The 22,523-nt window shown below is 69.6% G+C and carries 23 protein-coding genes; 19 read left to right on the plus strand and 4 right to left on the minus strand.

The window, feature by feature from the left end; all coding sequences use genetic code 11:
- Positions 1-6 precede the first annotated feature (6 nt).
- A complete protein-coding gene (locus tag ABZ717_RS16075) occupies positions 7-393 on the plus strand; it encodes a Rieske (2Fe-2S) protein (protein WP_358510542.1) in 387 nt (128 codons plus the stop codon).
- 81 nt (positions 394-474) lie between these two features.
- Here ABZ717_RS16075 and ABZ717_RS16080 read toward each other — a convergent pair whose 3' ends face one another.
- Entirely contained in the window at positions 475-1,632 is a 1,158-nt protein-coding gene (locus tag ABZ717_RS16080; RefSeq protein ID WP_358510545.1) for a mechanosensitive ion channel domain-containing protein, read from the minus strand.
- A gap of 178 nt (positions 1,633-1,810) precedes the next feature.
- Between ABZ717_RS16080 and uvrC the strand changes: the two genes are divergently transcribed.
- The 10 genes from uvrC to ABZ717_RS16130 all read left to right on the plus strand — a co-directional run bounded on the left by uvrC (position 1,811) and on the right by ABZ717_RS16130 (position 12,006).
- Positions 1,811-3,844, plus strand: a complete 2,034-nt coding sequence (gene uvrC / locus ABZ717_RS16085) for an excinuclease ABC subunit UvrC (protein WP_358510549.1) — start codon at positions 1,811-1,813, stop codon at positions 3,842-3,844.
- Positions 3,841-4,725, plus strand: a complete 885-nt coding sequence (rapZ, locus tag ABZ717_RS16090; protein ID WP_358510552.1) for an RNase adapter RapZ — start codon at positions 3,841-3,843, stop codon at positions 4,723-4,725. Before uvrC ends, rapZ begins: the two co-directional genes overlap by 4 nt.
- Positions 4,726-4,902: 177 nt before the next feature.
- Positions 4,903-5,916 (plus strand): uridine diphosphate-N-acetylglucosamine-binding protein YvcK, encoded by a 1,014-nt coding sequence (yvcK, locus tag ABZ717_RS16095; RefSeq protein ID WP_358510555.1) that lies wholly within the window; start codon positions 4,903-4,905, stop codon positions 5,914-5,916.
- Positions 5,917-5,959: 43 nt separating this feature from the next.
- Positions 5,960-6,379, plus strand: a complete 420-nt coding sequence (locus tag ABZ717_RS16100) for a DUF488 family protein (RefSeq protein ID WP_358510558.1) — start codon at positions 5,960-5,962, stop codon at positions 6,377-6,379.
- 199 nt (positions 6,380-6,578) lie between these two features.
- Positions 6,579-7,559: a DNA-binding protein WhiA gene (gene whiA / locus ABZ717_RS16105; protein ID WP_067605321.1), complete on the plus strand. Its 981-nt coding sequence runs from the start codon at positions 6,579-6,581 to the stop codon at positions 7,557-7,559.
- 338 nt (positions 7,560-7,897) lie between these two features.
- Complete coding sequence (gene gap / locus ABZ717_RS16110; protein ID WP_358510561.1) at positions 7,898-8,902, plus strand: type I glyceraldehyde-3-phosphate dehydrogenase; 1,005 nt, start codon at positions 7,898-7,900, stop codon at positions 8,900-8,902.
- A gap of 122 nt (positions 8,903-9,024) precedes the next feature.
- Positions 9,025-10,212 (plus strand): phosphoglycerate kinase, encoded by a 1,188-nt coding sequence (locus ABZ717_RS16115; RefSeq protein WP_358510564.1) that lies wholly within the window; start codon positions 9,025-9,027, stop codon positions 10,210-10,212.
- A 41-nt stretch (positions 10,213-10,253) separates the two neighbouring features.
- The gene (gene tpiA / locus ABZ717_RS16120) at positions 10,254-11,033 is read left to right on the plus strand and encodes a triose-phosphate isomerase (RefSeq protein ID WP_358510567.1); all 780 of its coding nucleotides are present in this window, start codon (positions 10,254-10,256) and stop codon (positions 11,031-11,033) included.
- A gap of 288 nt (positions 11,034-11,321) precedes the next feature.
- Positions 11,322-11,558 carry a preprotein translocase subunit SecG gene (gene secG, locus ABZ717_RS16125; protein ID WP_067605382.1) on the plus strand — a complete coding sequence of 79 codons (237 nt, stop codon included), beginning with the start codon at positions 11,322-11,324 and terminating at the stop codon, positions 11,556-11,558.
- Between the two features lie 76 nt (positions 11,559-11,634).
- Positions 11,635-12,006 (plus strand): RNA polymerase-binding protein RbpA, encoded by a 372-nt coding sequence (locus ABZ717_RS16130; protein ID WP_087097472.1) that lies wholly within the window; start codon positions 11,635-11,637, stop codon positions 12,004-12,006.
- Between the two features lie 298 nt (positions 12,007-12,304).
- On the opposite strand, the gene ABZ717_RS16135 is transcribed toward ABZ717_RS16130, so the two are convergent.
- Positions 12,305-12,565 carry a hypothetical protein gene (locus tag ABZ717_RS16135; RefSeq protein WP_067605311.1) on the minus strand — a complete coding sequence of 87 codons (261 nt, stop codon included), beginning with the start codon at positions 12,563-12,565 and terminating at the stop codon, positions 12,305-12,307.
- A 143-nt stretch (positions 12,566-12,708) separates the two neighbouring features.
- Between ABZ717_RS16135 and ABZ717_RS16140 the strand changes: the two genes are divergently transcribed.
- On the plus strand, positions 12,709-13,392 hold the full coding sequence (locus ABZ717_RS16140) for a hypothetical protein (protein ID WP_358510570.1): 684 nt from the start codon (positions 12,709-12,711) through the stop codon (positions 13,390-13,392).
- On the opposite strand, the gene ABZ717_RS16145 is transcribed toward ABZ717_RS16140, so the two are convergent.
- Positions 13,384-14,142, minus strand: a complete 759-nt coding sequence (locus tag ABZ717_RS16145) for an IclR family transcriptional regulator (RefSeq protein WP_358510573.1) — start codon at positions 14,140-14,142, stop codon at positions 13,384-13,386. The two genes, ABZ717_RS16140 and ABZ717_RS16145, sit on opposite strands and share 9 nt — an antisense overlap.
- A 97-nt stretch (positions 14,143-14,239) precedes the next feature.
- Here ABZ717_RS16145 and ABZ717_RS16150 point away from each other — a divergent pair, with 97 nt between their 5' ends.
- From ABZ717_RS16150 to hutI, 7 genes are all read left to right on the plus strand, one after another.
- Positions 14,240-14,494 (plus strand): hypothetical protein, encoded by a 255-nt coding sequence (locus ABZ717_RS16150; RefSeq protein ID WP_358510576.1) that lies wholly within the window; start codon positions 14,240-14,242, stop codon positions 14,492-14,494.
- On the plus strand, positions 14,491-14,892 hold the full coding sequence (locus tag ABZ717_RS16155; RefSeq protein WP_358510579.1) for a type II toxin-antitoxin system VapC family toxin: 402 nt from the start codon (positions 14,491-14,493) through the stop codon (positions 14,890-14,892). Before ABZ717_RS16150 ends, ABZ717_RS16155 begins: the two co-directional genes overlap by 4 nt.
- Positions 14,893-14,976: 84 nt before the next feature.
- The gene (gene hutH / locus ABZ717_RS16160; protein WP_358510582.1) at positions 14,977-16,524 is read left to right on the plus strand and encodes a histidine ammonia-lyase; all 1,548 of its coding nucleotides are present in this window, start codon (positions 14,977-14,979) and stop codon (positions 16,522-16,524) included.
- 21 nt (positions 16,525-16,545) lie between these two features.
- Positions 16,546-18,219, plus strand: a complete 1,674-nt coding sequence (gene hutU, locus ABZ717_RS16165; RefSeq protein WP_358510584.1) for a urocanate hydratase — start codon at positions 16,546-16,548, stop codon at positions 18,217-18,219.
- Positions 18,216-19,454 (plus strand): allantoate amidohydrolase, encoded by a 1,239-nt coding sequence (locus ABZ717_RS16170; RefSeq protein WP_358510587.1) that lies wholly within the window; start codon positions 18,216-18,218, stop codon positions 19,452-19,454. Before hutU ends, ABZ717_RS16170 begins: the two co-directional genes overlap by 4 nt.
- Positions 19,451-20,809 carry a formimidoylglutamate deiminase gene (locus tag ABZ717_RS16175; RefSeq protein ID WP_358510590.1) on the plus strand — a complete coding sequence of 453 codons (1,359 nt, stop codon included), beginning with the start codon at positions 19,451-19,453 and terminating at the stop codon, positions 20,807-20,809. The genes ABZ717_RS16170 and ABZ717_RS16175 overlap by 4 nt, the downstream gene beginning before the upstream one ends.
- A 35-nt stretch (positions 20,810-20,844) precedes the next feature.
- The gene (hutI, locus tag ABZ717_RS16180; protein ID WP_358510658.1) at positions 20,845-22,014 is read left to right on the plus strand and encodes an imidazolonepropionase; all 1,170 of its coding nucleotides are present in this window, start codon (positions 20,845-20,847) and stop codon (positions 22,012-22,014) included.
- Positions 22,015-22,084: 70 nt separating this feature from the next.
- On the opposite strand, the gene ABZ717_RS16185 is transcribed toward hutI, so the two are convergent.
- A complete protein-coding gene (locus tag ABZ717_RS16185; RefSeq protein ID WP_358510661.1) occupies positions 22,085-22,351 on the minus strand; it encodes a hypothetical protein in 267 nt (88 codons plus the stop codon).
- Positions 22,352-22,523 lie beyond the last annotated feature (172 nt).

Raw genomic sequence — 22,523 nt, forward strand, 5'->3', positions numbered from 1 at the left:
TGCGGGATGAGCAGGCGACGTCTGCTCGGTGCGGCGGGCGCGGCCACGGCCGTCGGTGCCGTGAGCGCCTGCGGGGAACCTCCCGAACCGCAGGAGGTGCGCCGCGGCCAGGTGATCGGCCAGACCACCGAGGTTCCCGAGGGCGGCGGAACGGTGTTCAGCCACAGCAAACTGGTGGTGACCCAGCCGGAGAAGGGTGAGTTCAAGGCCTTCGACGCCGCCTGCACCCACGGTGGTTGCACGGTCCAGGAGGTGGACGAGGAGCTGATCCGGTGCCTGTGCCACGGCAGCGAGTTCGACTACACCTCAGGCGAACCGGTGGCCGGGCCCGCCCGGGACCCCCTGGAGCCGTTCACCGTCACCATCGACGGCACCGACATCATCCTGGATTAGCGGATCTCGGATCCGACATGAGGGAGCCCCGACCGGATGTGACCGGGCGGGGCTCCCTCATGTTCGAGAGGACGCGGGGGCTCAGGCCTCTTCCGGGTCCCCCGAGCGTGCGTCGCCGTTGCTCTGGTGCACGGCGCCTGAGGCGGCGGTGGCACGGCGGAAGGCCGAGGTGGGGAACCGCGCGGCGTAGTCGGACTCTTCCTCTTCGCCGCTGGAGACGAACTCGGTGCGCTTGCGCGGCAGCGACTGCGGGTAGTGCGTGGCCAACCAGGTGACGAGGTGCTCGCGGATCTCGCAGGCGACGTTCCACTGACCGCCGGTGTCGGCGGCGGTGGCGACCACGCGGACCACGACCTCACCGGACTCGCTGATGTTCACGACCTGGCAGGACCAGCTGCGGCCGTCCCAGTTCTTGCTGGAGGTGATGAGCTTGCCGGCCTCCTCGCGGAGTTCGGCGATGGGCACCTCCCAGTCCAGGGGGAACTCGACCTTGGCGGTGATGTTGGTGCCGGACTTGGTCCAGTTCTCGAAGCTGGTCGTGGTGAAGTTGAGGACCGGGACCACCAGTCGGCGCTCGTCCCAGATCTTGATGGTGACGTTGACCAGGCTCAGTTCCTCGACCCGGCCCCATTCGCCCTCGACCACGACGACGTCGCCGATGCGCAGGGCGTCGCTGAAGGCCAGCTGGAGTCCGGCGAACAGGTTGCCCAGGGTCGACTGCGCGGCGACACCGGCGACGATACCGATGACACCGGCCGAGGCCAGGAGTCCGGCCCCCAGAGCGCGCACGGAGTCGAAGGTGAAGAGGATGGCGGCGATCGCCAGGACCACGATGATGGACGTGACGACGCGGCGCAGCAGGCGGACCTGGGTCTGGAGCCTGCGGGCGCGGCGGTCGGCGTCGCCGTTGCTGACGGACAGGCGCTGCAACACCATGTCGGTGGCGGCGTAGGCCAGGCTGAGGCCCAACGCGGTCAGCGAGCCGATCATCAGGATCCGCATCGCGTGTTCGATGGTGGAGTAGGTGCTCCAACCCACGTCGCCCACGCTGGGCAAGGCCAGGTTCGCGCCGACCACCGCGGCCGCGGTGTAGGCGGTCACGGCCGAACGCGAGACCACGTAGCGGGCCATCGGCCAGATCTTGCCCAACTTGTGGTTGAGCACCCAGTGCAGCACGAAGACGAGGGCCATGGAGACCGCGACGGCGATGCCGATCGCGATCCAGTGCGCAACGGTCACGGCGTGGACCTCCTTGTCGTCAATGTCGGGAAGTTGCTGAGTTACTCGCCCAACTTAGGGCATGTGGATACTCAATCGTGACGTTTGAGTGAACGATCATTGTGATTCGCGGAGGTAGGTGGGCCCTCGGACGTCGGGCAGGTGGCCGTCTGTCCTCGCGACCCACCAGAATGGGGGCATGGCTGCGACTCCTCACCTGCGACCGGCACCAGGATCGATCCCGACCGAACCGGGCGTCTACCGATTCAAGGACACCGCCGGCCACGTCATCTACGTGGGCAAGGCCAAGAACCTGCGGTCACGCCTGTCCTCCTACTTCCGTGACTTCGCGGGGCTGCACCCGCGCACCCAGCAGATGGTCTCCACCGCCGCCGACGTGGACTGGACCATCGTCGGTACCGAGGTCGAGGCGCTTCAGCTGGAGTACTCCTGGATCAAGCAGTACAACCCGCGCTTCAACGTCAAGTACCGCGACGACAAGAGCTACCCCTACCTGGCGGTGACCCTCAACGAGGAGTTCCCACGAGTACAGGTGATGCGCGGAGCCAAACGCAAGGGGGTGCGGTACTTCGGCCCGTACTCGCACGCCTGGGCCATCCGCGAGACCGTCGACCTGATGCTGCGGGTCTTTCCGGTGCGCACCTGCTCCGCCGGGGTGTTCCGGGGGGCGCGCAACAGCGGCCGGCCCTGCCTGCTCGGGTACATCGGCAAGTGCGTCGCCCCATGCGTGGGAAAGGCCACACCCGAGGAACACCGTGACCTGGCCGAGGACTTCTGTTCGTTCATGGCCGGGGACACCGGACGCTTCATCCGCGACCTGGAGGGCCGGATGAAGGAGGCGGCCAAGGAACAGGAGTACGAGCGGGCCGCGCGGATCCGCGACGACATCGAGGCCCTGCGCGCCGCCCTGGAGAAGCAGGCCGTGGTCCTGCCCGACTCCACCGACTGCGATGTCATCTCCATGGCCGAGGACCCGTTGGAGGCCGCGGTCCAGATCTTCCACGTGCGCGGCGGCCGGATCCGTGGTCGACGCGGGTACGTGGTCGACCGGGTCACCGACGCCGACTCCGGCGATCTCATGCAGACCTTCCTGCGTCAGATCTACGGCGGCCTGGACGGTGGGGAGGAGACCGAGGGCACGGGTACCTCGGTGCCGCGCGAGGTCCTGGTCTCCCACGAACCCGTCGACCAAGACGCCGTCGCCCGATGGCTGTCCGGACACCGCGGTTCCACGGTGGACCTTCGGGTGCCGCGACGGGGCGACAAGAAGTCCCTCATGGAGACGGTCGACAAGAACGCCAAGGAGGCACTGGCCCGGCACAAGACGCACCGTGCCGGCGACCTGAGCACGCGTTCTCGGGCCCTCAACGAGATCCAGGAGGCCCTGGACCTGACCGAGGCCCCGCTGCGCATCGAGTGCTTCGACATCTCCAACCTGCAGGGTGAACACGTGGTCGCCTCCATGGTGGTGTTCGAGGACGGGCTGGCGCGCAAGTCCGAGTACCGGCGCTTCTCGGTGCGCGGCAGCGGCGAGGGCGGGAGGGAACTGCACGACGTGGCGGCCATGTACGAGGTGGTCAAGCGTCGGTTCCGCCGTTACCTGGAGGAGAGCTCCAAGGCCGGTGAACTCGCCCGCATGGGTGAGACCGGCGACCATGGCGCCCCGCCGGACCAGGCCGAGGGCGAGCCGGTGCCCGGCAAGTTCGCCTATCCGCCCAACCTGGTGGTGGTGGACGGTGCCCGGCCCCAGGCCGAGGCGGCCCGGCGGGCCCTGGACGAACTGGGCATCGAGGACGTGGCCGTGTGCGGTCTGGCCAAGCGGCTGGAGGAGGTGTGGCTTCCCGACGACGAGGATCCGGTGATCCTTCCGCGCAACGGGGAGGGGCTCTACCTGCTCCAACGGGTGCGCGACGAGGCCCACCGGTTCGCCATCCGCTACCACCGGCAAAAGCGTGCCAAGGCGCTCACCGGCAGCAGCCTGGACGAGCTGCCCGGGCTGGGCCCGGCCCGGCGGAGCGCGCTCATCAAGGAGTTCGGCTCGGTGAAAAGATTGGCCGAGGCCGATGCCGAGGAGATCGCGGCCGTTCCCGGAATCGGTGCCAAGCTGGCAGAGGCGGTACACGCGCACCTGTCCGGTGGCCCCGCCGGACAGGGTGGGAAGGGCCCGGGGGCGACGGCAGAGCAGAGTACCGACGGGGGAGGAGACAAATGACGGTCGAACTGGGTGGGGTACTTCCACCCGAGGTGGTCGTCGTCACCGGCATGTCCGGTGCGGGACGCAGTACGGCGGCCAGGGCGCTGGAGGACCTGGACTGGTTCGTGGTGGACAACCTGCCGCCGGGGCTGTTGCCGACGATGATCGAGCTGGCGGGCCGCACCCACGGTGCGGTACCGCGGGTGGCGGTGGTGGTGGACGTGCGTTCGCTGGCCTTCACCGAGGACCTGCTGTCCACGGTCGAGGAGTTGCGCAAGCGCGACATGACCGCGCGCGTGCTGTTCCTGGAGGCCTCCGACGAGGCCCTGGTCCGTCGATTCGAGGGGGTGCGCCGGCCCCACCCCCTGCAGGCCGAGGGACGTCTGACCGACGGGATCGTCCGTGAGCGCGAGACCCTGCTCGCGATCCGGGGCGAGGCCGACCTGGTCATCGACACCTCCCAGCTCAACGTGCACCAGCTCAAGGCGAGGGTGATCGGGTTCTTCGGGGAGAGCGACGAGGCGCGCACCCGCGCCAACGTGGTCTCCTTCGGGTTCAAGCACGGTCTGCCGGTCGACGCCGACCTGGTGTTGGACTGTCGTTTCCTGCCCAACCCCCACTGGGTGCCCGAGCTCAGGCCCATGAACGGGCGTGACGAGCCGGTGCGTGACTACGTCCTCTCCCAGGACGGCGCCAAGGAGATGTTGGAGGCCTATGTCGAGGTCCTCAAGCTGACCATCGCCGGCTACCAGCGCGAGGGCAAGCACTACATGACCCTGGCCGTGGGCTGTACCGGGGGTAAGCATCGCAGCGTGGCCATGGCGGAGCAGTTCGCCGAGAGACTGCGCGGACAAGGGGTGGACGTCAACGTCGTTCACCGCGACGTCGGCCGCGAGTGACCAGGAGGATCCCGGCCCGAAACCGCGCCGACACCGTCCGGTGAACCGAATCGCCAAGAGGGGCGTCTTCACTTACATTGGCCCGATCACGGTCGGTTCCTCGGCCCCGTGCAGGGACTCGGGCACGGTGGGCCGGGGTGTCCGTTGGACCAGGGGACGAGGGGACAGGCCGAAGGCATGCCGAAGAGCACCGAGCCGGACGAACCAGATGAACCGGACGGGGAGGACGTTTCGCGTCCACCCCGGGTGGTGGCGCTGGGAGGCGGACACGGCCTGTACGCCTCGCTGTCGGCGTTGCGCAGGGTGACCACCGACGTCACCGCGATCGTGACCGTGGCCGACGACGGCGGCTCCAGCGGTCGTCTACGCGAGGAGTTGGGGGTGCTTCCGCCGGGGGACCTGCGGATGGCGCTGGCGGCCCTGTGCGGGGACGACGAGTGGGGCCACACGTGGACCCAGGTCCTGCAGCACCGCTTCCGATCCGAGGGCGACCTGCACGGTCACGCCGTCGGCAACCTGCTGATCGTGGCGTTGTGGGAGCTGCTGGGCGACTCCGTGGCGGGCCTGGACTGGGTGGGGCAACTGCTCGGTGCCCACGGCCGGGTCCTGCCGATGTCATCGGTGCCGTTGGAGATCTCCGCCGAGGTGGCGGGGCTGGACCCCGATCGACCCGACGAACTCACCACGGTGCGCGGCCAGGTGGCCTGTGCGAGCACCAACGGGCGGGTGCGTTCGGTGTCGCTGCTGCCCGAGGAACCCCCTGCCAGCACACAGGCGGTCAAGGCGGTCAGGGAGGCCGACTGGGTGGTGTTCGGCCCCGGGTCCTGGTTCACCAGCGTCCTGCCGCACCTGCTGGTCCCCGAACTGGCGAACGCCCTGGTCACCACGCGGGCCAAGCGGATGGTGGCGTTGAACCTGTCGCCGCAGAAGGGCGAGACCGACGGCTTCCGCCCGGAGACCTACCTGGAGGTGCTGCGCGAACACGCGCCCAAACTCGGGGTGGACGTGGTGCTCGCCGACATCGGGATGGTCGAGGACCCGTTCCCGCTCATGTCGGTGGTCGGTGAGCTGGGCGGCCGGCTGGAGTTGGCCGACCTGAGCCGCGGCGATGGAACGCCTCGGCACGACTCCGACAAGCTCGCCGCGGCGTTCGAACGCGTACTGACCTCCCCCGAGGAGGACGAACCTTGACGGTCCGGGTTCGTGTCGACCCTCATCGGGGAAGGGCGATCGCATGACCGACGAGCACCGTATCCACCTGGAACGTGTCTATGACGAGGTCCGCGCTCGAAAGCATTCCGAGGAGGAGCCGCCGCCCGGTGAGCGTTTCCTCGTGGATCGCGTGTGGCCGCGCGGGGTGAGCAAGGACGCCATGGCGGACGTCACCTGGCTCAAGGACGTGGCGCCCGGTTCGGACCTGCGCACCTGGTTCGGGCACGACCCGGATCGCTTCGAGGAGTTCGCCGAGCGGTACCGCACCGAACTGGAGGAGAACTCCGGGGCGCTCGAACCCCTACTGAAGGCGGCCGAGCGGGGACGGGTGACCCTGCTGTACGCGGCCAAGGACACCGAGCACAACCACGCGATCGTGCTGCGCGACCATCTGGAGACCCTCAGGGGCTCGAAGGGATCCAAGGGTTCGAGGGGCAATTGACCCCACATCGCCACGAAGGCCGACACGCCGCCTGTGACCTGGGGCGGCGGATCGACGACACGCCGTACAGGGGTCGGTACGAGGGCCCGGGTCACGTAGTCTGCGACGAGTAGGTCGCCCGGTTCCCACACCGGGCGGCGGTGGCCGGTGTGGGGTGTGAACACCGGTTTCCTGACAGCTCAAGGGGAGGATCGCGGCGATGGCGATGACCGGCGTGGTGAAGGACGAGTTGAGCCGTCTGGCGATTCTCAAGCCATGCTGCCGTAAGGCGGAAGTGTCCACCATCCTGCGCTTCACCGGAGGCCTGCATCTCGTGGGCGGCCGGATCGTGATCGAGGCGGAGTTGGACACGGGGGCGGCCGCGCGCCGGTTGCGCAAGGACATCTCGGAGGTCTTCGGGCACGAGTCCGAGGTGGTCGTGCTGTCCCCGAGCGGGTTGCGCAAGGGCAACCGGTACGTGGTGCGGGTGATCAAGGACGGCGAGTCCCTGGCCCGGCAGACCGGCTTGGTGGACAACAACGGTCGTCCGGTGCGGGGGTTGCCGCGGCACGTGGTCGCCGGTGGCGCCTGTGACTCGGAGTCGGCCTGGCGTGGAGCCTTCATCGCGCACGGCTCCCTCACCGAACCGGGCCGGTCGATGTCGCTGGAGGTCACCTGCCCCGGACCGGAGGCGGCGCTGGCCCTGGTGGGCGCGGCCCGTCGACTCAAGGTGCACGCCAAGGCCCGCGAGGTGCGCGGGGTGGACCGGGTGGTGGTCCGCGATGGCGACTCCATCGGGGCGTTGCTGACCCTGCTGGGCGCCCACCAGAGTGTGCTGGCCTGGGAGGAGCGGCGGATGCGCCGTGAGGTGCGCGCCACCGCCAACCGTCTGGCCAACTTCGACGACGCCAACCTGCGGCGCAGCGCCCGCGCGGCGGTCGCGGCGGGTGCTCGTGTGGAGCGGGCCCTGGAGATCCTGGGGGAGGACGCCCCCAAGCACCTGGTGGCCGCCGGTCAGTTGCGGTTGGCGCACAAGCAGGCCTCGCTGGAGGAACTGGGACAGCTCTCGGTGCCGCCACTGACCAAGGACGCCATCGCCGGGCGTATCCGGCGGCTGCTGGCCATGGCGGACAAGCGGGCGGGCGACCTGGGCATCGAGGGGACAGAGGCGAACCTCACCCCGGACATGATGGTGCCCTGAGGACGTAGGACCCCTCGGTTGGGTTCGTACGCCCCCGGTTTCGGAGCGCCGGAGATGTTCACCTTTGTTAACTGCGGAAACTCCCGGATAACTTCCGAAAATGGTATAGACCTCTTTGGTTCGTGGTGCCAGGATGGGTAGTGAATCCGCGAGGGTGGAAGGGTCGTCGAGCGTGGGGTCCGAGCGGTTCTCCGCCGGCGCTCCGCTAGGCTCTTTGTGAACACCTGTTATGCGTTCACGCTGTTCAACATGGTCGATCCGGGTCGTGCAGGCCTTGGATCCCCCGGACGTGAACGCCCGGGTGAAACTGCTGTGCGATGAATGAGGAGAATGGTTCCGTGACCATCCGTGTAGGCATCAACGGCTTCGGTCGTATCGGCCGCAATTTCTGGCGTGCGGTCGCCGCCGCTGGCAGCGACATCGAAATCGTCGCGGTCAACGACCTCACCGACACCAAGACGCTCGCGCACCTGCTCAAGTACGACACCGTCCTCGGCACCCTGCAGGTCGACGTCGAGGCCGGCGAGGACTTCATTCGCGTCGGCGACAAGACCGTCAAGGTCCTCGCCCAGCGCGACCCCGCCCAGCTGCCCTGGGCCGACCTGAACGTGGACGTGGTCGTGGAGTCCACCGGCATCTTCACCAAGGCCGAGGACGCGCAGAAGCACATCGACGCCGGTGCCAAGAAGGTCATCATCTCCGCCCCGGCCAAGGGCGAGGACATCACCGTCGTCATGGGCGTCAACGACGACAAGTACGACGCCGCCAACCACCACATCATCTCCAACGCCTCCTGCACCACCAACTGTGTGGCGCCCATGGCGAAGGTGCTGCTGGACAACTTCGGTTTCCAGCAGGGCTTCATGACCACGGTGCACGCGTACACCAACGACCAGGTCATCCTGGACCTGCCGCACAAGGACCTGCGTCGCGCCCGCGCCGCCGCGCAGAACATCATCCCCACCAGCACCGGTGCCGCCAAGGCCACCGCCCTGGCCATCCCGGAGTTGGCGGGCAAGCTGGACGGCATGGCCATGCGCGTGCCCGTGCCGGACGGCTCGGCCACCGACCTGGTCGTCACCGTGGACCGTGAGGTCACCAAGGACGAGGTCAACGCCGCGTTCAAGGCCGCCGCCGAGGGCCCGCTCAAGGACGTGCTCGTCTACACGGAGGACCCGATCGTCTCCTCCGACATCGTCGGCACCGCGCCCTCCTGCACCCTGGACGCCGGCATGACCATGGTCATGGGCAACCAGGTCAAGATCCTGGGCTGGTACGACAACGAGTTCGGTTACTCCAACCGCCTGGTCGACCTGACCAAGCTGGTCGGCTCCAACCTGTAACCACGGGTATCTCACGGCTCATGGCCGCGCACGCCTGACACGGCACCCCTACCGCCCGGCGCGGTAGGGGTGCCGTCGCGTGCGTGCCCCCAGACTTCACAAACTCCAACGAGGAGACCAACATGCGGACGATCGACGACCTCGACGTCTCCGGAAAGCGCGTGTTCGTCCGGGCCGACCTGAACGTGCCCCTGGACGGCGAGCGCATCGCCGACGACGGGCGCATCAGGGCCGCCCTGCCCACCATCACCAAGCTGCGCGAGCGCGGTGCCCGCGTCATCGTCGCCGCCCACCTGGGTCGACCCAAGGGCGCCCCGGACCCGAAGTTCTCGCTGCGCCCCGTCGCCGCCCGCCTGGGCGAGCTGCTCGGCACCGAGGTCGCCTTCGCCACCGACACCGCCGGTGAGTCCGCCCTCGCCACCGCCGAGGCCCTGACCGACGGTCAGGTCGCGCTGCTGGAGAACGTGCGCTTCGAGCCCGGTGAGACCAGCAAGGACGACGCCGAGCGCGGCGAGCTCGCCGACCGCTTCGCCAGGCTGGCCGACCTGTACGTGGGCGACGCCTTCGGTGCCGTGCACCGCAAGCACGCCAGCGTCTACGACCTGCCCGGCAAGCTCCCGCACGCCGTGGGCGGTCTGGTGCTGACCGAGGTCGAGGTGCTCAAGAAGCTCACCGGTGACCCGCAGCGCCCCTACGCCGTCGTCCTCGGCGGCTCCAAGGTCTCCGACAAGCTCGGTGTCATCGACAACCTCCTGGGCACCGCCGACCGTCTGCTCATCGGCGGCGGCATGGTGTTCACCTTCCTCAAGGCCAAGGGCTACGAGGTGGGCTCCAGTCTCCTGGAGGCCGACCAGCTCGACACGGTCCGCGGCTACCTTGAGCGCGCCGAGCGCGAGGGCGTGGAGATCGTCCTGCCGGTGGACGTGGTGGCCGCCGAGAAGTTCGCCGCCGACGCCCCGCACGACGACGTCGACGTCGACGCCATCCCGGCCGACCGGATGGGTCTGGACATCGGCCCCAAGAGCAGGCTCCTGTTCGCGGAGAAGCTGGCCGACACCAAGACGGTCTTCTGGAACGGCCCCATGGGCGTGTTCGAGATGGAGCCCTACGCCGGCGGCACCCGTGCCCTGGCCAAGGCGCTCATCGACTCCGACGCCTTCACCGTCGTCGGTGGTGGTGACTCGGCCGCGGCCGTGCGCGCCCTGGGCTTCGACGAGGCGGCCTTCGGTCACATCTCCACCGGGGGCGGTGCCAGTCTTGAGTACCTGGAGGGCAAGGACCTGCCCGGCATCGACGCCCTCGCCGAATAGCCTCGGCACCATCCACAAGACCTCGTAAGGAAGTGACGACGATGTCCAAGCGCCTGCCGCTCATCGCGGGCAACTGGAAGATGAACAACAACCACCTGGAGGCGATCGCGCTCGTCCAGAAGCTGTCCTTCGCCCTGAACGACAAGGACTACGACAAGGCCGAGGTCGTCGTGGTACCGCCCTTCACCGACCTGCGCAGCGTGCAGACGCTGGTGGACGGGGACAGGCTGAGCATCAAGTTCGGTGCTCAGGACATCTCCGCCCACGACAAGGGCGCCTACACCGGTGAGATCTCCGGTTCGATGCTCGCCAAGTTGGAATGCTCCTACGTGCTGGTGGGCCACTCCGAGCGTCGTGAGTACCACGCCGAGGACGACGCCCTGGTCAACGCCAAGGTCAAGGCCGCGTTCAAGAACGGCATCGTGCCGATCCTGTGCGTGGGCGAGGGCCTGGAGGTCCGCAAGGCGGGACAGCAGGTCGAGCACGTCCTGGCCCAGTTGGACGGTGCCCTGAAGGAGGTCCCCGCCGAGCAGGCCGAACGGATCGTCGTGGCCTACGAGCCGGTGTGGGCCATCGGTACCGGTGAGGTCGCCACCCCCGAGGACGCCCAGGAGGTGTGCGCGGCCATTCGCGTGCGTCTGTCCGAGCTGTACTCCGGTGAGGTCTCCGAGGCCGCGCGCATCCTCTACGGCGGTTCGGTCAAGGGCGACAACATGGCCGGCATCATGGCCAAGGACGACGTCGACGGCGGCCTGGTCGGTGGCGCCAGTTTGAAGGCGGACGAGTTCGCCAAGGTGATCCGTTTCGGAGAGAACGGCTGACCGAACGTCTTGTTTCGCCCCATCCGTCACGCTCCGATGTCCAAGCGTGACGGATGGGGTGCCCGACAGGTGCACGGTTCGGGCTAGACTTCGCTCAGGGGTTCACCGTGCCTCGCGGTTGACCCTTCCGTGTCCGCAGGGCGCGGTAAAATCTGAAAACGTCCCCGGCTCTCCTCCTTCCACGGCCCGCTCCCGGACGGCACCCTCATGTCGTCGCAGGTGATGGGTGGGGAAAGGGGGGCCGAGGTGTCCATCCCCCCGCTGCGGGGTCGAGCTACGGGTGAGCGTGTGATCCTCGGTCTGTCCATCTTCGTGATGCTTCTCAGTGTGCTGCTGGTCCTCCTCGTGCTGATGCACAAGGGCAAGGGCGGTGGCCTTTCCGACATGTTCGGCGGTGGCGTCACGTCCTCGCTCGGTGGGTCTTCGGTGGTCGAGCGCAACCTCGACCGGATGACCGTCGGCGTGGGGGTCGTGTGGATCGTGACGATCGTCGTTCTCGGCCTGCTGATCAACCGGGGGATGTAGCGCCGGTCGCGTTCCCTCGTCCACAGTCAAGCTCGCCCGAGTCAACCGGTGAGCGAGTTCGCCGAAGGAGTTTTTCGTGGGTAGTGGCAGTGCCATCCGTGGCAGCCGAGTCGGAGCCGGCCCGATGGGCGAGGCGGAGCGGGGCGAGGCCGCTCCGCGAGTGAGGGTTCCGTTCTACTGTGCGAACTTGCACGAGGTCGTTCCCAGTTTCGCCAGCGAGGCCGCGGTCCCCGATGAGTGGGATTGCCCGCGTTGCGGTTTCCCCTCGGGCAAGGACAAGGCCAACCCGCCGGCGCCGCCTCGTACCGAGCCGTACAAGACGCACCTGGCGTACGTGAAGGAGCGGCGTAGCGAGGAGGAGGGCAAACTCATCCTGGATGAGGCGCTCGCCAAGCTGCGCGCCGACCGCGCCGCGGTGGAGGCTCACATGAAAGCCTCCCAGAACTGATCTACCGGATTCTCCGGATCATCGTCGGGGCCCGCGCCGAACGCGCGGGCCCCGACATGTTTCTCAGGGGGACACGGTTTTCAGGAGGCACGGTCTCCGGGCGGTGGGGGTACATGAGAAGCGCTACGACTTTCTCATTCACGAGACCGGTGTGGCTGGTGGGAAATACGATGACCGACGCACCCCCGAAGCCCCCTTGCCTTGAGGAGATGGTGTCGATGTCCACGTGCCCCACCGGAGGAGACCACGACTGGATCCTCGGCGACGACCGTAAGTTCCAGTGCGCCAAGTGCGGGGCTCAGAGCGCCAGGCGGCTCTGAGGCGTTTCACCCGGTCGGGCCGTCCCACCCTCATCCGGCTCGTTCTTGGCCCTGGCCCTCCAGGTCACCGGCACACCCAGACTCTCGGCCACACCCTTGGCCCACCGTTCCAGCGGCGCGAAGCGGTCGGGGCCCTCCTCGGCGAGCATCGTCCACCCTCGGTAGACCACTCCGTCCTGAACCAGGACCTCACCGTCGACTTCGAGGACCGTCTCGTACTCACGTGTACCGCGTCTCATGGGCAGGACTGTAGCGGTCGCCGCCACCCGACATCAGGCATTTCACGCAATCCATACTCCAAGACGGACACCGTGCCACAAAACCTGGCACAGTAGGGTGAGTCGGCGCACAAAGCGCCCCCCGAACTTGAAAGAATGGGGACATGGCTTCCCCCGAACACTCGGAACTCCCCTCCGACGCACCGGGCCTTCCCTCCGACCTGACCGGGGCCCCCGGGAGCGTGTCCCACCTACGCCGCTACGTCAGTCTGCGCGGGCCCAACGCCCGTATGTGGATGACCGCCGCCTACTTCTCCGCCGCGCTCACCCTGGGCTTCCTCGTGGTGGTGGGTTCGATGATCTGGCACGTGGCCAAGGAGGAGAGCACGGTCGGTTCGGTCTCCCTGTGGGCCTTCGCGGCGCTCATGATGTTCTTCATCGGCCCGGGCGGCAACGTGTTCCTCGTGCGAGGGCTGCCCCAGCGCATCACCCGCCAGGGCATCAGTGCCGACAGCGACGGCGTCACGGTCCTGCAGGAACGCAAGTGGTGGTTCCCCGGGGAGGGCGCCTTCATCGCCTGGCCGGAGATCCACCGCATCCGTGAGGTGCACACCGGTGGGCGCCGGATCCTGTACTTCATCGAGTTCGCGCTGGACACCCACCGCACCGAATCCGAACTGCCGAGCTGGGCCGAGAGCGCCGAGAGTCTCGATCTGGAGGCCGACCCCGACGCGGCCACGCAGTTCTACGTGCAGGTGCCCCGCGAACACAAGGAACAGATCCTGCGCATGTTCGAACGGACCGCACCACTGCCCGCCATCGTCGAACGCAGCGCGCCACTACGCTGAACGACCGTTGAGTCGACGGGTGAGCTCGTCGGCGGCGTCGCGCACCCGCGCCGCGAGCGCGCCCGGTGTCACCGGTCGGGCGCTGGGCACGGTGAGGCTGATCGCCGCCGCGGGGCGTCCGTTGTGGTCGGCCGCGGCCGCCGCCACCGACACGAATCCCTCCGTGACCTGGCCGTCCTCCAACGACCAGCCCTGCCCGCCCTCCTCGGCCAGTAGTGTGCGCAGGTCGCCGGGGGAGCTCGGTCCGCGGCCGGTGCGGTCGGTGAAGGCCGCCGCGTTCGGGTACAGGGCACGCACCTGGGCCCGTGGCAGCCGGGCCAGCATCGCCCGACCCGACGCCGTCAGGTGGGCGGGAAGTCGCACACCCACTCCGGTGATCAGCGTGGGCGCGTGCGGTGGCTGTTCCTTGAGGAGGTAGAGGGTGTCGGCCCCGTGCAGGACCCCCAGGTGGGCGGTGGCTCCGGTGGACTCGGTGAGTTGGTGCAGCAGGGGGCGGGCCAGCCGTTCGATGCCGTCGTGGCGCAGGTAGGCGGAGCCGATCTCGAACGCCGCGACCCCCAACCCCCACCGGCGTTCCTCGGGCAGGTGGGTCACGAACCCCTCCTCGGCCATGGCCTCCAACAGCTGGTAGACGCTGGACCTGGGCAGCCCGAGTCCGTTCGCGATCGCGGTGGCCGACACCGGGCCCGGGCGCGAGGCCAGGAACCGCAGGAGACGTAACGCCCGCGTGGCCGCCGGAACATGACTCATGCTCCGATCGTCCCACAGGAACATGTGGCGCCATTATGGCGCCGAACAGTGTGTGATGGGCGCCCGCGCGAGCCCTCCTGTTTGTTACTCTGGCGCCATGGCTGCCATTCAGATCAAGGACGTTCCGGACGAGGTCAGAGACATCCTGACCGTGGAGGCCAAGCGGGCGGGCAAATCACTCCAGGCCTACCTGCTCGGTGTCCTGGAAAAGGAAGCGCGTTTCGCGCGGAACCGGGAGATCGTGGAACAAACACCCCTGCCAGGGGCCGGCCTCGGCATGGACGAGATCGTGGCCGCGGTGCGCCGAGCCCGTGGAGACGGCGATCCCGAAACCGAAAGTGGAGTCGCGTGATCGTCGTCGACACCTCGGTGCTGATCGACCTGTACCTGGGGTCGCCCGGGCGCACGTCCACCATCGCTCGAAGGGTGGTCGGATCGGACGTCGAGTGGTACGCACCGAGCCATCAGTCGGTGGAGCTCCTCGGCTCACTGCGCGGATTGGTCCTGGGCAGGAAGATCTCTTCGGCCGATGCCGAGGCCGCTCGCAAGCTTTACGGGTTGCAGACCATCGTGCAGGTCGAGGTGGTCGGGTCGGTCGCGGATCGTGTCTGGGAACTGCGGCATAACCTCACCGCCTACGACGCGGCTTATGTGGCGGTGGCCGAAGCGCTGGATTGCGCGCTGGTCACCGGAGACGCTCGCTTGGCGGCCGCGCCGGGGATCGAATGCGAGGTGCGTGTGATCCGCTGACGTCAGTCCCGGGTGTCCGGGATTTCGGACGGAACTCACGTGTCAGCGCTTCCGGCGGGGCGGCGGGCGGGGTCGAATGGGGGCATGTCCACAGCAGTCTCTTCCGTCGCCGTCGGTGGCGCCCCGCTCACCCCGGCCCAGGTCCTGGCCGTCGCTCGCGACGGCGCCCACGTCTTCCTCGGTGAGGAGACCCGCAAGGCCGTCCGGCACGGCCGAGAGCGGGTCGAGTCCCTGGCCCGCGGCGAGGTTCCCGCCTACGGGGTCAGCACCGGGTTCGGCGCCCTCGCCACCCGTCACATCGCCCCCGAACTGCGGGCCCGCCTGCAACGTTCGCTGATCCGTTCGCACGCCGCGGGTGCCGGCCCGGAGGTGGAGAGCGAGGTCGTGCGCGCCCTGATGTTGCTGCGGCTGCGCACCCTGGCCTCGGGCAACACCGGTGTCCAGCCCGTCACGGTCGACACCCTCGCCGGTCTGCTCAACGCCGGGATCACCCCCGTGGTGCACGAGTACGGCAGCCTGGGCTGTTCGGGTGACCTGGCGCCGCTGTCCCACGTGGCGCTCGCGCTGATGGGGGAGGGGAAGGTCCGTGACGCCTCCGGTGGGCTCAAGGAGGCCGCCGACGCCTTGGGGGAGGCCGGGATCGCCCCCGTGGAACTGGGCGCCAAGGAGGGGCTGGCCCTGATCAACGGTACGGACGGCATGCTGGGCATGCTCGTCATGGCCTGCGTGGACCTGGAACGGTTGCTCAAGGTCGCCGACGTCACCGCGGCCATGAGCGTGGAGGCCCTGCTGGGCACGGACCGGGTCTTCGCCGCCGAACTCCAGGCGCTGCGCCCCCACCCCGGGCAGGCCGCCTCGGCCGGCAACCTGCGCGCCCTGCTCGCCGACTCCCCGGTGGTGGCCTCCCATCGAGGTCCCGACTGCAACCGGGTCCAGGACGCCTACTCGCTGCGCTGCGCGCCCCAGGTGGCAGGCGCCGCCCGCGACACCCTCTCCCACGCCCTGCTGGTGGCCGGTCGTGAACTGGACAGCGTCATCGACAACCCGGTGGTGCTCGACGACGGTCGGGTGGAGTCCAACGGCAACTTCCACGGCGCGCCCGTCGCCTACGTGCTGGACTTCCTGGCGGTGGCGGTGGCCGACGTGGCCTCCATCGCCGAACGCCGCACCGACCGCATGCTCGACGTCTCCCGCTCCCACGGTCTGCCCGCGTTCCTGGCCGACGACCCCGGCGTCGACTCGGGCCACATGATCGCCCAGTACACCCAGGCCGCCATCGTCTCCGAACTCAAGCGCCTGGCCGTGCCCGCCAGCGTCGACTCCATCCCCAGTTCCGCCATGCAGGAGGACCACGTGTCCATGGGGTGGGCGGCCGCCCGCAAGCTGCGCCGCGCCGTGGACGGGCTCACCAACGTGCTGGCCGTGGAGCTGCTCACCGCCGCACGCGCCCTGGACCTGCGCTCGCCCCTGGAACCGGGACCGGCCACCGGCGCCGTGCGGAACCTGGTGCGCGAGAAGGTCGCCGGTCCCGGACCCGACCGCTACCTGGCGCCCGAGATCGCCGCGGTGGCGGAGCTGGTCGCCGACGGCTCCGTCGTCGAGGCCGCCGAGTCCGTCACCCCGCTCGCCTGAAACCGTCTGAGGAGACCCGTCATGAGCACGCCACGCACCGTACGCGCGGCCCGCGGAACCACCCTGTCGGCCAAGGGCTGGCAGCAGGAGGCCGCCCTGCGCATGTTCCACAACAACCTCGACCCCGAAGTCGCCGAACACCCCGAGGACCTCGTGGTCTACGGCGGCACCGGTCGGGCCGCGCGCGACTGGCGCAGCTTCGACCGCATCACCGCATCCCTGCGCGACCTGGAGGGCGACGAGACCCTGCTGGTGCAGTCCGGGCGACCGGTCGGCATCATGCGCACCCACGAGTGGGCGCCGCGCGTGCTGTTGGCCAACAGCAACCTGGTGGGCGACTGGGCGAACTGGCCCGAATTCCGCCGTCTGGAGGCCGAAGGGCTGACCATGTACGGGCAGATGACCGCCGGTTCGTGGATCTACATCGGTACCCAGGGCATCCTGCAGGGCACCTACGAGACCTTCGCCGCGGTGGCCGCCAAGTTGGGTTCGAGTGAGCACGGTGGCGGCACACTGGCGGGCACCGTCACCCTCACCGCCGGACTCGGTGGAATGGGCGGCGCCCAGCCGTTGGCCGTCACCATGAACGGCGGCGTGGCGATCGTGGTCGAGTGCGACGGCAGCCGCATCGACCGACGGATCCGACACCGCTACCTGGACGTGCGCGCCGAGAACCTCGACGAGGCCCTCGACCTGGCCGAGCGTGCACGGGCGGAGCGTCGTCCGTTGTCCATCGGCGTCCTGGGCAACGCCGCCGAGGTCTTCCCCGAACTGCTCTTCCGCGGCGCCCCGATCGACATCGTCACCGACCAGACCTCCGCGCACGACCCGCTCGCCTACCTGCCGGCGGGCGTGCCCTTCGAGGATTGGAAACGTCTGGCCGCGGACAAGCCCGAGGAGTTCACCGCGCGTGCCCGTGAGTCCATGGCCGCGCACGTGGCGGCGATGGTCGGTTTCATGGACGCCGGCGCCGAGGTGTTCGACTACGGCAACTCCATCCGCGACGAGGCCCGCCAGGGCGGGTTCTCCCGCGCCTTCGACTTCCCCGGCTTCGTGCCCGCCTACATCCGACCGCTGTTCTGCGAGGGCAAGGGCCCCTTCCGCTGGGCCGCCCTGTCGGGTGACCCCGCGGACATCGCCCGCACCGACCAGGCGATCCTGGACCTGTTCCCCGACAACGAGCACTTGGCCCGATGGATCCGGATGGCCGGGGAGAGGGTCGCCTTCCAGGGGTTGCCCGCGCGCATCTGCTGGTTGGGTCAGGGTGAGCGGGCCGCCGCCGGTCGGCGCTTCAACGAACTCGTCGCCTCCGGTGAGATCTCCGCGCCATTGGCCATCGGCCGCGACCACCTGGACACCGGTTCGGTGGCCTCGCCCTACCGGGAGACCGAGGGCATGAAGGACGGTTCGGACGCCATCGCCGACTGGCCGCTGCTCAACGCCATGGTCAACACCGCCTCCGGCGCCTCCTGGGTGTCCATCCACCACGGTGGGGGCGTGGGTATGGGGCGCTCCATCCACGCAGGTCAGGTCAGTGTCGCCGACGGCACCGATCTGGCCGCGGCCAAGCTCCAGCGCGTGCTCACCAACGATCCCGCCATGGGTGTGGTCCGCCATGTCGACGCCGGTTATGAGGAGGCCGAGCGGGTCGCCGACACCCACGGCATCCGCGTGCCGATGAAGGAGGGCGAGTGAGCTTCGACCGACTCTGGGCCGAACTGGCCCCCGTCGGACGTTCCGCCGACGGCGGTGGCTACCACCGGTACACCTGGGCGGGCGCCGACACCGACGCCCGCGCCTGGTTCACCGAGGCGGCCGTCGCCCGTGGCCTCGACGTGCGCACCGACCGCAACGGCAACCTGTGGGCCTGGTGGGGCGCGCCCGGCCCGGGCGCCGTGGCCACCGGTTCCCATCTGGACTCGGTGCCCGACGGCGGCGCCTTCGATGGTCCACTCGGGGTGGTCACCGCCCTGGCCGCCGTCGACGAGTTGCGTTCACGTGGTTTCACACCGAGCCGGCCGCTGGCGATCGGTGTGTTCGTGGAGGAGGAGGGCGGCCGGTTCGGGGTGCCCTGTCTGGGCAGCCGCCTGGCCACCGGGGAGATCGACCCGGGCCGGGTCCGTGCCTTGACCGACGCCTCCGGTACCACCTGGGCCGCCGCCATGGCCGCGGCCGGGCTGGACCCGGACGGGATCGGGCCGGACCCCGACCTCATCGGCGGGTTCGACGTCTTCGTGGAACTCCACGTGGAACAGGGGCGTGCCCTGGCCGACACCGCCCATCCGGTGGGGGTGGCCGGTTCGATCTGGCCGCATGGGCGGTGGCGCATGGACTTCACCGGCCGCGCCGACCACGCGGGCACCACCCGCCTGGACGACCGGTCCGATCCCATGTTGCCCCTGGCCCACACGATCCTGGCCGCGCGGGCGTCGGCCCGAAGCCATGACGCGCGCGCCACCGTCGCCAAGACCCACGTCACCCCCAACGGCACCAACGCCATCCCCTCGTTGGTCAGTGCCTGGTTGGACGCGCGGGCGGCCGACCAGCCCACTCTGTCCGCGGTGGTGGAGGAGGTGCGCGAGGCCGCCCTCCGCGCGGCACACGACCACGGGGTCGTCTTGGCCGTGGCCGCGGAGTCCGCCACGCCCCTGGTGGAGTTCTCCCACGCCCTGCGCGATCGCCTGGCCGCCACGGTGTCCGACCGGGTCCCCGAGTCGGCGGGGCCGGTGCCGATCCTGCCCACCGGTGCCGGGCACGACGCCGGTGTGCTGTCCGCGCACGTGCCGACCGCCATGATGTACGTGCGCAACCCCACCGGGGTGTCCCACTCGCCCATGGAGTGGGCCGACCCGAAGGACTGCCACGCCGGGGTCACGGCCTTGGCCGACGTCCTCGCCGACCTGCTGGCCGAACCGGGGAGGCCCGCGTGAGCCCACGACGCCTGTGGTGCGAGCGGGCGTGGCTCGGCGGCCGTGACCCCGAGCCCGGGGTGCTCCTGACGGTCGACGCCGGTCGGTTGACCTCGGTGACCTCCGGTGTCGAACGTCCCGTCGACGCCGAACACCTGAGCGGGCTCACCCTGCCGGGTCTGGCCAACGCCCATTCGCACGCCTTCCACCGCGCGCTGCGCGGACGCACCCACTCCGACGGTGGATCCTTCTGGACCTGGCGTGAGGTGATGTACCGGGCGGCCGAACGTCTGGACCCCGATTCCTACCACCGACTGGCCCGGGCGACCTTCGCCGAGATGGCCCTGGCCGGGGTGGTGTGCGTGGGCGAGTTCCACTACCTGCACCACGGGCCCGGAGGCCGTCGCTACGCCGACCCCAACGCCATGGGGCACGCCCTGGTCGCGGCCGCCGCCGAGGCCGGGGTGCGGATTACCCTGCTCGACGTGTGCTACCTGGCCGGGGGGTTGGGGGAGGACGGTCGGCACCTACCGCTCGTGGGCCCCCAACTGCGCTTCGGTGACGGCACCGTGCGGGCCTGGGGCGAACGCGTGGCCGACCTCGCCCCCGAAGGGGACCACGCGCGGGTGGGGGTGGCCGCCCATTCGGTGCGGGCCGTCGCGTCGTCGGACCTGGCCGAGGTGGCGCGCTTCGCCACAGGCGGGGGACGGCCCCTGCACGTCCATGTCTCCGAACAGCCCGCCGAGAACACCGCGTGCCTGGCCGCGTACGGGCTCACGCCCACTCGGCTGCTGGCGGAGGCCGGTGCGCTCACCGAGCGCACGACCCTGGTGCACGCCACCCACCTGACCGACGAGGACGTCGCCACCGTCCGGGCGCACGGTTCGGCGGTGTGCCTGTGCCCCACCACCGAGCGCGACCTCGCCGACGGGTTGCCGCGCACCGGCGACCTCGTCGCCGGACCGGACCCGGTCCCGCTGAGCCTGGGCAGCGACCAGCACGCCCGAACGGACCTGTTCGAGGAGGCGCGGTCCGTGGAACTGCACGAACGTCTGCGCACCCATCGGCGCGGAACCCTGGACGCCGGGGCGTTGTTGCGCGCCGCCACCATCGACGGGCACACCGGTCTGGGTTGGGACGACGCGGGCACACTGGCCCCCGGGGCCCGGGCCGACCTGGTCAACGTCGCCCTGGACGGGGTGCGCCTGGCCGGGACCGACCCGGACCGGGCCGCCGACGCCGTGGTCTTCGCGGCCACCGCGGCCGACGTGCGCCACGTGATGGTGGACGGCGCCTGGACCGTTCGCGACGGCGTCCACACCCGACTGGGCGACACCGCCCGCGAACTCGACTCCGCGATCAAGGAGCTTCTGTGAGCACCGACGTCCCCGGCACCGTCCTGGTCGACGGCATGGCCACCCTGGTCACCAACGATCCCGCCCTGGGCAAGGGGCCGCTCGGCGAGATCCGCGACGCCGCCCTGGTCATCGAGGGCGAACGCGTCGTCTGGGCCGGCCCGAGCGCCTCGGCCCCGGCCGCCGACGTGCGAATCGACGCCGATGGTCGCTGTGTCATCCCCGGGTTCGTGGACAGCCACTCCCATGTCGTCTTCGCCGGGGACCGCAGCCGTGAGTTCGCCGCCCGGATGAGCGGCACCCCGTACTCGGCGGGCGGCATCCGCACCACGGTCGCCGCCACCCGGGCCGCCTCCGACTCCGAACTCCTGGCCGGCGCCCGTCGTCTGGTCCGTGAGGCCGCTACCCAGGGCACCACCACCCTGGAGGTCAAGTCCGGGTACGGGCTGACCGTCGAGGACGAACGTCGCTGCCTGGAGGTGGCCGGTCGCGTCACCGACGAGGTCACCTTCCTGGGCGCGCACGTGGTCGCCCCCGAGTACGCCGACGATCCGGAGGGCTACGTCGACCTGGTCACCGGCCCCATGCTGGACGCCTGCGCCCCACACGCCCGTTGGGTGGACGTGTTCTGTGAACGGGGGGCCTTCGACGAGGCGGCCTCCCGCCGGGTGCTCTCGGCCGGGATGGAACGGGGTCTGCTGCCCCGGGTGCACGGCAACCAGCTGGGGGAGGGGCCGGGGGTGCGCCTGGCGGTGGAACTGGGCGCCGCCTCGGTCGACCACTGCACCTATCTGAGCGCCGAGGACGTGGACGCGCTGGCCGAGGCCGCCCGTCGCCCCGAAGCCACCGTGGCGACCCTGTTGCCCGGGGTGGACTTCTCCACCCGCCAGCCCTATCCGAACGCCCGGGAGCTGCTCGACGCCGGAGCCCTGGTGGCGCTGGCCAGCGACTGCAACCCGGGTTCGTGCTTCACGTCGAGTCTGGCGTTCTGCGTCGCGGTGGCGGTCCGGGACATGGGGATGACCCCGGACGAGGCGGTGTGGGCGGCGACCAAGGGCGGGGCGATGGCCCTGCGCCGCACGGACGTCGGGCATCTGTCCCCCGGCGCCCGCGCCGACCTCACCCTGTTGGAGGCGCCCAACCACCTGTACCTGGCCTACCGTCCGGGTGTGCCCCAGGTGGCGGCGGTGTGGAAGGACGGCGCGCTCATCGCGGGACGTCCCTGAACGCGGACGGGGGCCGGCGGACACCGAAGCGGTGTCGGTCGGCCCCCGTTACGCTGCGGGGTGTGGCGTGCTACTCGTCGTCGGTGTCGGCGCCCTCGGCCTCGGGCTTGTCGTCCGAAGTCGGGGCGGCCTTCTTGGCGCGACGCTTCTTCACCGGACGGGAGTAGTCGACCAGCGGCTCGAAGCGGGTCTCGTGCTCCTTGAAGCACTCCTCGCAGGCGTCGACCTCGCGGACGGCGCCTTCCCAGGCGAACTGGATGACCTCAGTCGCCTCGACCTTCTCCTCGCGAACGGCGTGGGGATCGCAGTACTTGCGCGTGAAGACCTCGGTGACCACGGCGGGGATTTCCCTTCGGTTTCGCATGAACAGTGTGGACCCCTTAATCATACACATGTACGAACGACGAGACCGGGATTGATCCGGTTCGCCGTCATGGGTTCGGGGTCGCCCCGAAGCCTAGCGAAGACGGAGGGGTCTCCGCGCCGAGCGGAGGTCCGCGCGTCCTGTG

Origin of the sequence: Nocardiopsis sp. NPDC006832 (assembly GCF_040635885.1) — a bacterium.
GTDB lineage: Bacteria > Actinomycetota > Actinomycetes > Streptosporangiales > Streptosporangiaceae > Nocardiopsis.